Below are 13,835 nucleotides of genomic sequence, written 5' to 3' on the forward strand. Positions count from 1 at the left end.
GTCTATGGATTCCCGCCTGCGCGGGAGTGACGAAGAAAGGGGGACAGCGCTAGTCTGCTGTCAGGCGGCGGGAACGGCATCCCCCGCCAGCGCCATGACCGCGATATCGGCATAGATGGCGGTCAACGCGCGCAGGTCGTCGATCGCCACCGCCTCGTCGACCTTGTGCATCGTCGCGTTCAGCAGCCCGAACTCGACCGTCGGGCACAGCCGTGACAGGAACCGCGCGTCCGACGTGCCGCCGGTCGTCGACAATTCGGGCGTCAATCCGGTGTGCCGCGCGATCGCTGCCGACACCATCGCCGAAAATGCGCCCGGCGGCGTCAGGAACGCCTCGCCCGACACCCGCCCTTCGACCCGCGCATCGGGTGCATGGGTGTGGACGATGGCGGTGATCCGCTCGATCAGTGCTTGCCCATCATGTTCGTCGTTGAACCGGATCGACAGCCGCGCGGCGGCATGGCCCGGAATGACGTTGGTCGCCGGATTGCCGACGGTCAGGTCGGTTACCTCGATGTTCGACGGCTGGAACCACGCATTGCCGGTGTCGAGCACGATCCCCTCGATTTCGGCCAGCGCCGCGATCAGCTTGGGGATCGGATTGTCGGCCAGATGCGGATAGGCGACATGCCCCTGCCGCCCGGGCACATCTATCCAGATATTGACCGATCCCCGCCGCCCGATCTTCACCATGTCGCCCAGCCGCTGCTGTGACGTCGGCTCGCCGACGAGGATCAGGTCGGGCGACAGCCCGCGTGCCGCCATCCGGTCGATCAACGCGCGCGTGCCGAAGATCGCGGGTCCTTCCTCGTCGCCGGTCAGGATCAGGCTGATCGTGCCCGCCTCGACCGGCACTGCGGCGGTTGCGGCGATGAACGCGGCGATCGCGCCCTTCATGTCGACCGCCCCCCGGCCGAAGATCATCCCGTCGCGCTCCTCGGCCGCGAACGGCCCGCTGATCCAGCCCGGCCCCGGTGGCACGACATCGAGATGCCCGGCAAAGGCGAAGTGCCGCCCGCCGTTGCCGCGCACCGCCAGCATATTCTCGACCGGTCCGTCGGGCGCTTCGCCGACCACGAAGCGGTCGACCGTAAAGCCCCCGGCACGCAGCATCGCTTCCGCCACGTCGAACACACCGCCCACCGCCGGGGTGACGCTGTCGCAGGCGAGCAGGGCCCTGGTCAGGGCGACGACATCGGACATCGGGCGACTTTCTGATCGAACGGACATGCAGCGCGCCGCATCGCGCAGCCACGCCGCGGATGCAATGGCCGCGAGCGATTGCGGCGGGGTCATGCCGTCCCTAGAGCCGTGCGCGATGCGTGTTCTGTTCGTGATCCTCGCCGTGTTGCTGATCGTGCCCGGCTGGTCGGGGGCCGAGCGGCTGCCGTTGCTGCAGCATGGCGCGACGCAGATCACCGCGACGCCGGTCGACCTGTTCGCGAACGACCCGTCGCGCAAGCGGTTGGGAGCGCTGACCTATCTCGGCGGGGTCGAACTGCATAGTCGCGACCCGGTGTTCGGTGGTTTCTCGTCGATGCGCGTGACCGGCGACCGCTTCACCCTGTTGTCCGATGGTGGGGGCATCGTCCGTTTCACGATGGGGCCGGACTGGCGCGTGCGCGATGCCACCGCGCGCGAATTGCCCGGCGGCCCCGGCACCGGTTGGCAGAAGCGCGACCGCGACAGCGAATCGATGGTACAATTGCCGGGCGGCGACATCCTCGTCGGCTTCGAACGCGCCAACGCGCTGTGGCGCTACGATGGCGCCATGGCCCGCATGATCGGTTTCCGCGCGCCGCGCTCGATGCGCAAATGGTCGGAAAACAGCGGGCCCGAAGCGATGGCGACGCTGGCCGATGGCAGCGTGGTCGTCTTCAGCGAATCGAACGCGAAACGCGGGACGAAAGGGTTCGCGGCGATCCGCCTGTTCGGCAATCCGGTCGATCCGGCGGTGCCGTGGTATCGCTTCCGCTATGTCGCGCCGCCGAAATTCGCGGTGACCGACGCGGTCACGCTGCCCGACGGACGGATGCTGGTGCTGGTACGCCGCTTCGGATTGCCGCAGCTCTTCACCGCGCGGCTGCAACTGATCGAGGCCGGCGCGATCCGCCCCGGCGCGACCGTGACCGGCCGAACGATCGCCGCGTTCGAAGGCGATGCGATCCACGACAATCTCGAAGCATTGGCCCTGACCCGCGAGGGCGGACGCGACGTGGTGTGGATCGCATCGGACGACAATCAGGCGTTCTGGCAACGCTCGCTGCTGCTGAAGTTCCGGTTGGAGTTGTAGGGGCGGAGGTGCGTTCGGCCCACTCTCTAAATCCCCACACACGTTACCGCAGCGCAGGCTGGGGTCTCCCCGTTGAAGAGCGCAGCACCCGCCACGCGGAGACCCCAGCCTGCGGTGGGGTGACGGTCGCGGAAAGGGGGGCGTGTCGTTGCGGTAACCATCCACGCCGTTTGAACTCTTCTTCGTCATCCCCGCGCAGGCGGGGATCCATAGACGCAGCGTCGGCGCCTCTTGCGCGAACGTCGGCGCATATGGATTTCCGCCTGCGCGGGAATGACGAACAGGATCAGCGAATGACAGAAGGGACTCGACGAAGACAGTAGTGACTGTTGTCTCTGCTCACCCGCAGATGCCCGCCTTGGCCGGGCAACGCCATACCGCCACCCTCACCACCATTACCGCGCACACGAAAACCCCGGGCGGCGGGCGGGCCGTCCGGGGTTTTAAAACCTTCGCGCGAAAAAGCTTACGCTGCGGCGGTGGCCGCTGCGGTCTTCTTCTTCACGTCGCGCTTCAGGCGGCGGGCGCGCAGCGACAGGTCGTCGTCGCTGGTCTTCAGCAGCCAGTTGTCAAGGCCGCCGACATGCTCGACCGAACGCAGGCCGTGGGTCGACACGCGCAGGCGGATCGAGCGCTCCAGCGTTTCTGACATCAGCGTGACGTTCTGCAGGTTCGGCAGGAACGTGCGCTTGGTCTTGTTGTTGGCGTGGGAAACGTTGTGACCCACCTGCCGGCCCTTGCCGGTCAGCTCGCAGATGCGCGACATGATCGTTGATCCTGATTCTGTATCGGGACAGATGCCCCGGAAAGACGGCGCGGATAGCGTCGAACGGCGCCCGCGTCAACCGCTACGGACCCGCTGCAACCCTCATCGCCACGCCTGCGTTGTTACGGCATCGATTCGGATCGTGACACGTACAGGGAGCAGATGGATGCGCGCATTTCTGGGATTGCTGGGGGTTGTCGTCCTGATCGTGGCGGGGCTGATGGCGTTCAACTTCATCAACGTCGATCAGACGCAGCGCGCCGCGCTGCCGCAGGTGAAGGTCGAGGGCGGACAGGCGCCCAAGTTCGACGTCGAGGTCGGCAAGGTCGAGGTCGGCACCGTCAACCGCTCGGTCGAGGTGCCGGCGATCAAGGTCGAACGCCCCGCCGGCCAGTAACGGCTGGCCGCCACCGCCGCCGGCTGGCAAGGGGAGGGGCATGTTCGACGCCTCTCCCATGCACCGTGCGCTTGCCGCCGCCCGCGCTGCTGCGCAGGCGGGCGAAGTGCCGGTCGGCGCGGTGGTGCAGCGCGGGGGGCAGGTGATCGCGGTCGCCGCCAATGCCCCGCGCGCGCTGGCCGATCCGACCGCCCATGCCGAAATCCTCGCGATTCGCGCCGCGGCACAGGCGCTGGGTCGCGATCGGCTGGAAGATTGCGATCTGTGGGTGACGCTGGAGCCGTGTGCGATGTGTGCAGGCGCCATCGCCCATGCCCGCATCGCCCGGCTCTATTACGGCGCATCCGATCCGAAGGGCGGCGCGGTCGAACATGGCCCGCGCTTCTTCGCCCAGCCGACCTGCCATCACCGCCCCGAACTCTATCCCGGCATAGCCGAGGATGAATCCGCCACATTGCTGCGCGACTTCTTCGCCGGGCGTCGCAGCGTTTGACGCGGCGATATACGAACCATAAACGGTTCGTATATTGGAGGGGCTGCCAATGGGTATCGTGAAGATCGACGACATGCTGCACGAGGAAGTGCGGCGGGCGAGCGGCGTGCTGTGCCGTTCGATCAACGCACAGGCGGAATTCTGGATGACGATCGGCATGATCGCCGAAGCCAATCCCGACCTGTCGTTCAACGACATCGTCCGCACCCGGCTGGCCGCGGCGCAGGTCCGCGCGGTCGATGCGGTCGCCGCCTGACATGGTGAAGACGCCTGCCGAACTGGACCTGATGCGCGCGTCCGGGCGCCTGCTTGCTTGCGTTTTCGAGATGCTCGACCGACAGGTGCTGGCGGGCATGTCGACGCTGGCGATCAACGATCTGGTCGAACGCTATATCGTCGAGGATTGCGCCGCTCGGCCGGCGAGCAAGGGGCAATATGGCTTCGGCTTCGTGCTCAACAGCTCGATCAACGACGTGGTATGCCACGGCGTGCCCGATGCGGGGGTGGTCGTGCGCGACGGCGATATCGTCAACCTCGACATCACGCTGGAAAAGGACGGCTTCATCGCCGATTCGTCGAAAACCTATCTGGTCGGCAACGTCGGCCCGCAGGCGCGGCGGCTGGTACAGGCGGCGCAAGGCGCGATGTGGGCCGGCATCGGACAGGTCCGCCCCGGTGCGCGGCTGGGCGATATCGGTCATGCGATCGAACGCCATGCCAAGAAGCTCGGCTATTCGGTCGTCCGCGAATATTGCGGACACGGCATCGGCCGCGAGATGCACGAGGAACCCTCGGTCCTGAATTTCGGCCGGCCCGGCACCGGCGCGGTCCTGCACGAAGGGATGACCTTCACCGTCGAACCGATGGTCAACCAGGGATCACGCAAGGTGGTGAGCGAGGACGACGACTGGACCGTCGTCACCGCCGACGGCAAGCTGTCGGCGCAGTTCGAGCACACCGTCGCGGTGACCGCGACCGGGGTCGAGGTGCTGACGCTGCGGTCGGACGAGGTGCGGCCGGGGCGGCGCTGATCGGCAGGCGCGTACCTTCGCAGTTTGGCGGGGCTCGACAGCCCTTAACGCCCGCGTAGAACGTCACCCCGGATCAAGTCCGGGGTGACGGGTGGGTGGCGGGACCGGCCTACCGCCCCCCTACCGCAGCTGATCCTGCTCGATCGGCACGATCTTGATCTCGACGCGGCGGTTTTCGGCGCGGCCTTCCTCGGTTTCGTTCGATGCGATCGGCTGGGTCTCGCCGAAGCCGCGGGTGCCGACGCGCGCCGACTGAACGCCGCGCGACGTCAGATAGCTGGCGACCGCCGAGGCACGGCGCTCCGACAGCGTCTGGTTATACGCATCCGAACCGGTCGAATCGGTATGGCCATACACGTCGATATAGGTCTGGTTGTAATCGCGCAGCACGTCGGCGACCTGGTCCAGCGTGGATCGGAACTGCGGCTGCACGTTGGCGCTGTCATAGGCGAAGGTGATGCCCGACGGCATGTTGAGCACCAGATCGTCGCCGCGGCGCGTCACCTCGACATCGGTGCCGGCGGTGCGGGCGCGCAGGTCGCGTTCCTGCCGGTCCATGTACGCGCCGATCCCGGCACCCGCGAGGCCGCCGATGCCAGCGCCCAAAATCTTTTCGGTCCGGTCGCGCCGTCCGCCGACCAGATCGCCCAGCAGATAGCCGCCGACCGCGCCGCCGATCGCGCCGATGCCCGCGCGCGAAATGCTGCGCTCCCCGGTGTCCGGGTCGGTCACGCAGCCGCCGGTCAGCAGCGCTGCCGATAATGCACCCGCGATCCAGAACTTGCCCGTCGCCATACTCGATTCCTTTCGTCGTATCCGATTTCGCCTTGCCCGGAAAAACCGGGCAGTGCCGATCTTGTTCCGCATCCGTTTTGAACGGTTCCTGACCGACCGGCACGGAATAATCGGTATCGGCGGCGCGACTCGCCGGTTGTGCGGAGCGCCGCGTTGCGGCATGGATGGAGCAGTTCAATGGAACCTCTCACACCCTTCCCCTGGTTCGACGTCGTCATCATCCTCGCGCTGGTGGCGTTGAACGGCGTGTTCGCCATGTCCGAACTCGCCATCGTGTCCGCGCGCAAGGCAAGGCTGGAGGGGTTGGCGAAAGCCGGCGGGCGCGGTGCGCAGACCGCGATGCGCCTCGCCGATGATCCCGGCAAGTTCCTGTCGACCGTCCAGATCGGCATCACGCTGATCGGCATCCTGTCGGGCGCCTATTCGGGCGCCAGCCTCGGCGGACCGGTGGGTGAGCGGCTGGTGCTGCTCGGCGTACCCGAATCGCTGGGCGACAATGTCGGCTTCGGCGTGGTGATCGCCATCACCACCTTCGCCAGCCTCGTGATCGGCGAACTGGTGCCCAAGCAGTTCGCGCTGCGCTCGCCGGAGCCGATCGCGGTGCTGGTCGCGGTGCCGATGCTGTGGCTGTCGCGGATCACCGCGCCGTTCGTGTGGCTGCTCGACACCACTTCGGGGCTGATCTTCAAGCTGCTGCGCATGAACCGCGAATCCGAAAACCGGGTGACGGCGGAGGAACTGCACCTGCTGGTCGCCGAAGCCAGCCGCTCGGGCGTGATTGAGGAGCATGAGCGCTCGATCATCTCGGGCGTCGTTCGCCTTGCCGACCGTCCGGTGCGCGAGGTGATGACGCCGCGGACCGACGTCGAATGGCTCGACGTCACGCTCGATGAAGCCGGCGTCCGCGCGGCGATGGCGACGACGCCGCACACCCGCCTGCCGGTTGCCGAAGGATCGGTCGATGCGGTGATCGGCGTGGTGCAGGCGCGCGATATCGTCGCGGCGATCTGTCGCGGGGAACCGCTCGACCTGCGCGCACTGCTGCACGAAGCGCCGGTACTGCCCGATCAGGTCGACGCGATGGACGCGCTGCAGGCGATCCGTCGCGCGGCGGTGCCGATGGGCCTCGTCCACGACGAATATGGCCATTTCGAAGGGATCGTGACTCCCGCCGACCTGTTGCGGGCGATCGCCGGAGATTTCGCATCGGACGCCGACGAGGGCGATTCGCCGCACATCATCCGCCGCGAGGACGGGTCGCTGCTGGTGTCGGGCCAGACCCCCGCCGACCAGCTGGCCGAGCGCATCGGCATCGACCTGCCCGAGGACCGCGACTATGCGACCGTCGCCGGGCTGGCGCTGGCCATCCTCAAGCACCTGCCGACCGAGGGGGAGCATTTCTCCGAACAGGGCTGGCGCTTCGAGATCGTCGACATGGACGGGCGCAAGATCGACAAATTGCTGGTCGAGGCCGTGGAATAGGGCGGCTATGTGGGAAGCCCGTAGTTCACCTTGGCGGCTATCGCTGCTGATCGTGCTGGCGCTGGGTTTCGTGGTGATCGGTGTCGTGATCGCGCTGCAAGGCGGGGCGGTCTCGCAAATGGTCGGGGGCTTGTCGGTGCTGTTCTTCGGTGGCTGCGGTATCGCTGCGGCCATTCGCCTCGCGCGGGGTCCCCAGGCCGAGATTGCCGTATCGGCGGACGGCCTATTCTGGCGGCACTGGTCGGACCATCGCATCGCATGGCAAGACGTGGAGCGGGTCGAGATACGGCGACAGCGGCGACAGCAACCCTTTCTGTGCCTCTGGCTGCGTGCCGGATCATCAGCGGACGACCGGCGCTCGACGTCTGGCACACCTCTGGCGACCCGCATGGGGTTCGGCGACATTGCGCTTACCACGATCGGCACGAACCGATCGTTCGATGAATTGGTAGAGGCGGTCGCCCGCTACGTCCCGGTCGAACGATAGGCTTCCTACAGCTTCCCGAACGTCGCCTCGAACCCGGCAATATCGCCCGCTGCCAGGAATTGCGCCTGTTCGACCCAGCGGTCCTTCGCCATGCGCGGCGCGAACATGCCCAGCTGCGCGGCGACCGCATCGGCCTGCGCCGCATCGAGTTTCGCCAGCGTCGCAATGTCCGCGACGCCCTGCTCGACCAGCATCGCCGCGACTTTCGGGCCGAGGCCCTTCAGGCGCGTCAGGTCGGTATCGCCCGCAGTCGGCCCAGCGGGGGCGGGCGGTGCCGGCGTTGCGACCGGCGCAGCGACAGGCCGTGGTTCTTCCGCCGGCATCGCAACCGGATCGGGCGCTGCCACGGAAGCATGTGCCACCGGCGTGGCGACCTCGGGCACTGCGACCGGGGCCGGCGTTGCGGCCGATGCGCGTGGCGCCTGTTCCATCTGCTCGGCAGCAACCGGCGCGCGCGCGACCGCGTCGTCCGGCGCATCGGGATCGCTCGCCGGCGCCTCGCCGCTGCGTTCCAGATGCCCGGCGTCCTCCAGCTCGCGCACGCCCTGCCGCCGGCGGCGCGACAGCTTCATGCCATAACCGATGCCGATGATCGTCAACACCGCCAGCACCGCGATTAGCACGAAATGCATACTGGTCAGCACACCGAGGAAACCGGGCGATTGCAGGGGAGTGGTGCCGCTGTCCATAGTGTCCGTTCCTTATTGCGCTTCGCGTGCGACTTCGCGCCAGCCGATATCGCGGCGGCAGAAGCCGGGAAAGTCGAGCGCGTCGACCGCGCGATACGCGGCGGCTTGCGCGGCGGTGACGTTCGCCCCGCGCGCGGTAACGGCCAGCACCCGACCCCCGGCGGTCACAACGCCCGTGTCGCCCGAACGGGTTCCCGCGTGGAATACGATCGCCCCGGTCGCCTCCGCCGCGTCGATCCCGCCGATCGGCTTGCCCGTTTCCGACGTGCCCGGATAGCCGGTCGCGGCCATGACGACGGTCAGCGCGGTATCGTCGGCGAACACCGGCGGTGCGACCTGATCGAGCGTCCCCTGCGCGACCGCCAGCAACACCGGCAGCAGGTCGCTGTCCAGCCGCGCCATCAGCACCTGGCATTCGGGATCGCCGAACCGCGCATTATATTCGATCAGCTTCGGCCCACGATCGGTCAGCATCAGCCCGGCATAGAGCACCCCCGAATAGGGCGTGCCGCGCTTCGCCATCGCGGCGACGGTCGGCGCGACGATCGTGTCGATCGCCTGGCGTTCCAGCGCGGGGGTCAGCACCGGCGCGGGCGAATAGGCGCCCATGCCGCCGGTGTTCGGCCCGACATCGCCGTCACCGACGCGCTTGTGATCCTGCGCCGATCCGAACGGCAGCAGCGACACGCCGTCGGTCAGCACGAACAGGCTGGCTTCCTCGCCCACCAGAAACTCCTCGATCACCGCCTCGCCGCCGGGCTGTTCGAAGATCGCGGCCAGCGCGGCTTCCGCCTCGGCACGGTCCATCGCCACCGTCACGCCCTTGCCCGCGGCAAGGCCGTCGGCCTTGATGACCACCGGTAGCGAGAAGGGGGACAGCGCCGCGATCGCCGCGTCCAGCGACGTCACGCGAACATAGCCGGCGGTCGGGATATCGGCCTCGCGGCACAGATCCTTGGTATAGCCCTTCGACCCTTCGAGCTGCGCGGCGGTGGCCGAAGGCCCGAACACCGCGATACCGGCGCTACGCAGATCGTCGCCGAGCCCCGCGACCAGCGGCGCTTCCGGCCCCACGACGACCAGTTCCACCGACCGCTCACCGCAGAAGCGCACCACCGCGGCGTGATCGGTCACGTCCAGCGGCACCAGCGTCGCGCAGTTCGCGACGCCGGGGTTGCCGGGCGCGGCATAAAGCGTATCGAGGAGCGGCGACTGCGCCAGCTTCCACGCCAGCGCATGTTCGCGCCCACCCGATCCGATCAACAGGACATTCATGGACGATCGTTTCCCCGATTTTTCCTCGAGCCGGCTCGTAGCCGAGCCGCGCCCGAACGACAACGCCGCCCCCGAAAGCGTCAGCGAACTCGCCGGGCGGTTGAAGCGCATGGTCGAGGGCGAATTCGGCCGCGTCCGCCTGCGCGGCGAAATCTCGGGCTACAAGCGCGCATCGTCGGGCCATGTCTATCTGGCGCTGAAGGACGATGCCGCGCTGATCGACGGGGTGATGTGGCGCGGATCGGCCGGTCGCCTCGCCTTCACCCCGCAGGACGGCGTCGAGGTGATCGCGACCGGCAAGCTCACCACCTATCCCGGCCGATCGCGCTACCAGATCGTCATCGATCACCTGGAGCTGGCGGGTGAGGGCGCGCTGATGGCGCTGCTCGAAAAATTGAAGGCGAAGCTGGCGGGCGAGGGGCTGTTCGACGCGGGCAAGAAGCGCCCGCTGCCGTTCCTGCCGCGTACCATCGGCATCGTCACCTCGCCGACCGGTGCGGTCATCCGTGACATCCTTCACCGGCTGGAGGATCGCTGCCCGACCCATGTGCTGGTGTGGCCGGTCAAGGTGCAGGGCGAGGGGGCGGCGGCGGAGATCGCGGCGGCGGTGCGGGGCTTCGCAGCCCTTCCCGAAAGGCCGACCCTCGACAAACCACAGCCGTACCCCCGCCTGCGCGGGAATGCGGCAAGTAGCGGTGACACGACGATCTACCGCCCCGACCTCCTGATCGTCGCCCGCGGCGGTGGGTCGATCGAGGACCTGTGGTGCTTCAACGAGGAAGTCGTCGTCCGCGCGGTCGCCGCCTCGCCGATCCCGGTCATCTCCGCGGTCGGCCACGAAACCGACACGACGCTGTGCGACCACGCCGCCGACCTGCGCGCGCCGACGCCGACCGCCGCGGCCGAGATCGCGGTGCCGGTCCGCGCCGATCTGGCCCACACCATCGCCACCCTGTCGCTGCGTACGCAGCGGTGCGCGCGGCGCTATCACGATCGCGGGCGCGAGCAGCTGGCCGGGCTGGTCCGCGTGATGCCCCGCCGCGACGCGCTGCTCGGCCCCCAGCGGCAGCGGCTGGACGATGTCGCCGGCCGGCTGTCGTTGGCGCTCGAACGCCGCGTCGCCACCGCGCGGCGCAGCCTCGATCGCCACGGCCATGCGCTGCGCCCCGCGATGCTGACCCAGCGGCTGGCACAGGCCCGCGCCCGGTTCGATGGCACCGCGCGGATGCTGGAACAGGTGAACCCCGACAACCTGCTGCAAAAGGGCTATGTCCGCGTCGTCGCGCGCGCCAGCGGCAAGACGGTGGCGTCGGCCGCCGATGCCCGTGCGGCGGGGGCGGTGCAGCTCCACTTCCGCGACGGCGTGCTCGATGCGAAGGTTGAGCGTCCCGGAGGGCGCGCCTATGTCGAGCCGACCCAACCCACCCTGCTCTGATCCGGACATACCGATGCTGAAACCCGAAAGTCGCCCCGCCAAGCTGCAATATCTGACCAATAATTTCCGGGTGCTGGTCGATGGCGACTATGTGACGTGCGCCGGCACCGGCGCGCGCATCCCGCTGGAGGAACTGCGCTACTGGAGCGCGGCGCGGCAGGAAGCCTATGCCACCGCCGAGGCCGCGACCGCCGCGCTCGCCCCGCAATGATGGTCGCCGCCGTCCTGGCCGTGGCGGCGCAGGGCGCGATCGCGCTCGAAGGCACGCCGGGACAGGGCGCAGCGCTGACGGGCAGCGTGCCCGCGGGGGCCACGCTGCAACTCGACGGACAGCCGGTTAGCGTCGCACCGGACGGGCGATTCCTGATCGCGTTCGACCGCGATGCCGGACCGTCGGCGACCTTGATCGCGACCCTTCCCGACGGGCAGCGCCTCGTCCGCCCGATCGCCGTCCCCCCGCGTGCATGGCGGATCGAGCGCCTGCCGACCCTGCCGCGCGTGTCGCAACCCTCCGCCGAATTCCAGCGCCGCCGCGCCCCCGAACTGGCGCAGATCGCCGCCGCCCGCGCCATCGGGACCGATGCGCAGGGGTGGCGGCAACGCTTCGTGTGGCCGGTCAAGGGACGTGTTTCCGGCCTGTTCGGGTCGCAGCGCATCTATGCCGGCGAACCCGGCGCCTATCATTCGGGCGTCGACGTCGCCCGCCCGACCGGCACGCCGGTCGCGGCGCCCGCCGACGGCGTCGTCATCCTCGCCGCCCCCGCGCCCTTCACGCTGGAGGGCAATCTGCTGATGATCGACCATGGCATGGGGCTGAACAGCGCCTTCCTCCACCTGTCGCGCATCGACGTGAAGGTCGGCGACCGGGTGCGGCAGGGGCAGGTCGTAGGCAGCGTAGGCGCTACCGGGCGCGCGACCGGACCGCACCTGCACTGGGGCATGAAATGGCACGATGCGCGGATCGATCCGCTGCTGCTGGCCGGACCGATGGCGCCCTGACGGAACCGGGCGTGCCGGCAAACATTTCGTTTCTGTATCAAACGGGGAACCTGCCATGCTGCGTACCACCATCCTGACCGCCCTCGCCGCCACCGCGCTTGCCGGCTGCACCACGACCACCGCCACCGGTGAAACCGCCGGCCGCAGCGCCACCGCGCCGCTGCGCACCGCGACCGGCGCCGATGTCGGCACCGTCACCGCGACCGAAATGGCCGGGGGCATCCAGATCAGGATCGACGCGCGCGGCATGCCGGCCGGCGTCCACGGCGCCCACGTCCACACCACCGGCCGCTGCGACGCGCCCGACTTCACGACGGCGGGCGGCCACTGGAACCCGACCGCCAAGCAGCACGGCACCAGCAACCCCGCCGGTCCGCATGCCGGCGACGCGCCCAACCTGACGATCGGCGCCGATGGCACCGGTTCGGTCACGATCATGCTGCCGTCGGGCACGATGGACGGGTTGCTCGACGCCGATGGCGCGGCGTTCGTGATCCACGCCAATGCCGACGACTACAAGACCGACCCGTCGGGCAATTCGGGCGGGCGCATCGCCTGCGGCGTGTTCGCCGCCGCCTGATTGCATGGGACGGCCGGGCGGCGCATAGCGCGGGGATGACCACGCGACGCACCGTCCTTGCCGGCCTGGCCGCCACCGCCACCCTGTCCGTCGTTCCGGCGCGGGCACAGGGGTGGCGGCCCGCGCTGATCGCCGGCACCTATGCGGGCAAGGGCGGGGCAGGGCTCTACCGCCTGCCCGCCAGCGGCCGCGGCTGGAGCGTCGGGGCGGCCGATCCGGCGCTCAAGGACGTGTCGTTCGGCGTATCGCGCGGATCGATGCGCTATCTGGTGCGCGAATCCGCCAAGGGCCGGATGATCGCGACCGATCGCGACGGCAAGATCCTTGCCGACCTGCCGAGCGGCGGCGACGATCCCTGCCACGCCGCGATCGATCCCGCCGGTCGTCTGCTCGCCGTCGCCAACTATTCTTCGGGCACCGTCGCGCTCTACCCGCTGGCCGCCGGCGTGCCCCAGCCGCCGATCGTCCGCCAGCATCGGGGCACCGGCCCCCGCGCCGACCGCCAGAGCGGCCCGCACGCGCACTGGGTCGGCTTCACCCCCGACAACCGCTTCCTCCATTCGGTCGACCTCGGCGCCGACACGATCTTCGCCTATGCGCTGTCGAGCGGTGAGATCGGCGAGCCCGCCATCGCATGGCGCGCACCACCCGGCGCCGGTCCACGCCACCTCGCCTACCACCCCGACCTCCCGGTCGCCTATTGCGTCACCGAACTCGCCAACACGCTGGTCACGCTCGACGCGCAGTTCGACGGCACGCTGACCACCCGCGCGACCACTTCGCTGCTGCCAGCCGGCTGGCAGGGCAGTTCGCAGGCGGCGCATATCGCGATCGACCGCGCCGGCCGCCGCCTCTACGCCTCGAACCGCGGGCATAACAGCATCGCCGTGTTCGACCTTGCCGAGGACGGCAGCGCGACCCTCGCCCAGCACATCGCGTGCGGCGGCGACTGGCCGCGCTTCTTCCTGCTGCTGGAGGACACCGGTCAGCTGCTGGTCGCCAACGAACGCAGCGGCGAGGTCGCGGTCTTCGACCTTGCCTATGACGGCCGCCTGCGCCCGACACCGGCGCGGCTCACGGTCCCCGGCGTGGTGTTCCTCGATCGGGCGTAGG

General features: G+C 68.8%; 17 protein-coding genes. 12 read left to right on the forward strand and 5 right to left on the reverse strand.

Annotated elements, in window-relative coordinates:
- Positions 1-60: 60 nt before the first annotated feature.
- Positions 61-1,203: a succinyl-diaminopimelate desuccinylase gene (dapE, locus tag MF610_RS12940; protein WP_242197301.1), complete on the reverse strand. Its 1,143-nt coding sequence runs from the start codon at positions 1,201-1,203 to the stop codon at positions 61-63.
- 115 nt (positions 1,204-1,318) lie between these two features.
- Between dapE and MF610_RS12945 the strand changes: the two genes are divergently transcribed.
- Positions 1,319-2,293 carry an esterase-like activity of phytase family protein gene (locus MF610_RS12945; RefSeq protein ID WP_242197304.1) on the forward strand — a complete coding sequence of 325 codons (975 nt, stop codon included), beginning with the start codon at positions 1,319-1,321 and terminating at the stop codon, positions 2,291-2,293.
- A 466-nt stretch (positions 2,294-2,759) separates the two neighbouring features.
- Here the strand turns inward: MF610_RS12945 and rpmB are convergent, their stop codons facing one another.
- Positions 2,760-3,059, reverse strand: coding sequence for a 50S ribosomal protein L28 (rpmB, locus tag MF610_RS12950; protein ID WP_242197307.1), 300 nt, complete (start codon positions 3,057-3,059; stop codon positions 2,760-2,762).
- Positions 3,060-3,225: 166 nt separating this feature from the next.
- Between rpmB and MF610_RS12955 the strand changes: the two genes are divergently transcribed.
- Genes MF610_RS12955 through map form a run of 4 tightly spaced genes read left to right on the forward strand, consistent with a single transcriptional unit; the run spans position 3,226 to position 4,980 of the window.
- On the forward strand, positions 3,226-3,456 hold the full coding sequence (locus MF610_RS12955; protein ID WP_242197309.1) for a hypothetical protein: 231 nt from the start codon (positions 3,226-3,228) through the stop codon (positions 3,454-3,456).
- A gap of 58 nt (positions 3,457-3,514) precedes the next feature.
- Positions 3,515-3,949, forward strand: a complete 435-nt coding sequence (locus MF610_RS12960; RefSeq protein ID WP_242197597.1) for a nucleoside deaminase — start codon at positions 3,515-3,517, stop codon at positions 3,947-3,949.
- A gap of 49 nt (positions 3,950-3,998) precedes the next feature.
- Entirely contained in the window at positions 3,999-4,205 is a 207-nt protein-coding gene (locus MF610_RS12965) for a ParD-like family protein (RefSeq protein ID WP_242197312.1), read from the forward strand.
- A gap of 1 nt (position 4,206) precedes the next feature.
- On the forward strand, positions 4,207-4,980 hold the full coding sequence (map, locus tag MF610_RS12970) for a type I methionyl aminopeptidase (protein ID WP_242197315.1): 774 nt from the start codon (positions 4,207-4,209) through the stop codon (positions 4,978-4,980).
- 120 nt (positions 4,981-5,100) lie between these two features.
- Here the strand turns inward: map and MF610_RS12975 are convergent, their stop codons facing one another.
- Positions 5,101-5,775 carry a YiaD family glycine zipper/OmpA-like lipoprotein gene (locus MF610_RS12975; protein ID WP_242197318.1) on the reverse strand — a complete coding sequence of 225 codons (675 nt, stop codon included), beginning with the start codon at positions 5,773-5,775 and terminating at the stop codon, positions 5,101-5,103.
- 177 nt (positions 5,776-5,952) lie between these two features.
- On the opposite strand from MF610_RS12975, the gene MF610_RS12980 reads away from it, so the two are divergent.
- Positions 5,953-7,257 carry a hemolysin family protein gene (locus MF610_RS12980; RefSeq protein WP_242197321.1) on the forward strand — a complete coding sequence of 435 codons (1,305 nt, stop codon included), beginning with the start codon at positions 5,953-5,955 and terminating at the stop codon, positions 7,255-7,257.
- A 7-nt stretch (positions 7,258-7,264) separates the two neighbouring features.
- The gene (locus MF610_RS12985) at positions 7,265-7,744 is read left to right on the forward strand and encodes an STM3941 family protein (protein WP_242197324.1); all 480 of its coding nucleotides are present in this window, start codon (positions 7,265-7,267) and stop codon (positions 7,742-7,744) included.
- A 5-nt stretch (positions 7,745-7,749) separates the two neighbouring features.
- On the opposite strand, the gene MF610_RS12990 is transcribed toward MF610_RS12985, so the two are convergent.
- Positions 7,750-8,433, reverse strand: a complete 684-nt coding sequence (locus tag MF610_RS12990) for an NADH-quinone oxidoreductase subunit E (protein WP_242197327.1) — start codon at positions 8,431-8,433, stop codon at positions 7,750-7,752.
- Between the two features lie 12 nt (positions 8,434-8,445).
- Positions 8,446-9,708 carry a phosphoribosylamine--glycine ligase gene (gene purD / locus MF610_RS12995; RefSeq protein WP_242197330.1) on the reverse strand — a complete coding sequence of 421 codons (1,263 nt, stop codon included), beginning with the start codon at positions 9,706-9,708 and terminating at the stop codon, positions 8,446-8,448.
- Between purD and xseA the strand changes: the two genes are divergently transcribed.
- From xseA to MF610_RS13020, 5 genes are read left to right on the forward strand one after another with little or no spacing between them, the layout of a single operon-like run.
- On the forward strand, positions 9,707-11,143 hold the full coding sequence (xseA, locus tag MF610_RS13000) for an exodeoxyribonuclease VII large subunit (protein WP_242197333.1): 1,437 nt from the start codon (positions 9,707-9,709) through the stop codon (positions 11,141-11,143). The two genes, purD and xseA, sit on opposite strands and share 2 nt — an antisense overlap.
- Before the next feature lie 13 nt (positions 11,144-11,156).
- Positions 11,157-11,354 carry a DUF2093 domain-containing protein gene (locus MF610_RS13005; protein WP_242197336.1) on the forward strand — a complete coding sequence of 66 codons (198 nt, stop codon included), beginning with the start codon at positions 11,157-11,159 and terminating at the stop codon, positions 11,352-11,354.
- Positions 11,351-12,142: a M23 family metallopeptidase gene (locus MF610_RS13010; protein WP_242197339.1), complete on the forward strand. Its 792-nt coding sequence runs from the start codon at positions 11,351-11,353 to the stop codon at positions 12,140-12,142. The genes MF610_RS13005 and MF610_RS13010 overlap by 4 nt, the downstream gene beginning before the upstream one ends.
- Before the next feature lie 55 nt (positions 12,143-12,197).
- Positions 12,198-12,722: a superoxide dismutase family protein gene (locus MF610_RS13015; RefSeq protein ID WP_242197342.1), complete on the forward strand. Its 525-nt coding sequence runs from the start codon at positions 12,198-12,200 to the stop codon at positions 12,720-12,722.
- Positions 12,723-12,757: 35 nt separating this feature from the next.
- A complete protein-coding gene (locus MF610_RS13020) occupies positions 12,758-13,834 on the forward strand; it encodes a lactonase family protein (protein ID WP_242197345.1) in 1,077 nt (358 codons plus the stop codon).
- Position 13,835: the final 1 nt, after the last annotated feature.

The sequence above is a fragment of the Sphingomonas hankookensis genome (genome assembly GCF_022664465.1).
Lineage (GTDB): Bacteria > Pseudomonadota > Alphaproteobacteria > Sphingomonadales > Sphingomonadaceae > Sphingomonas > Sphingomonas hankookensis.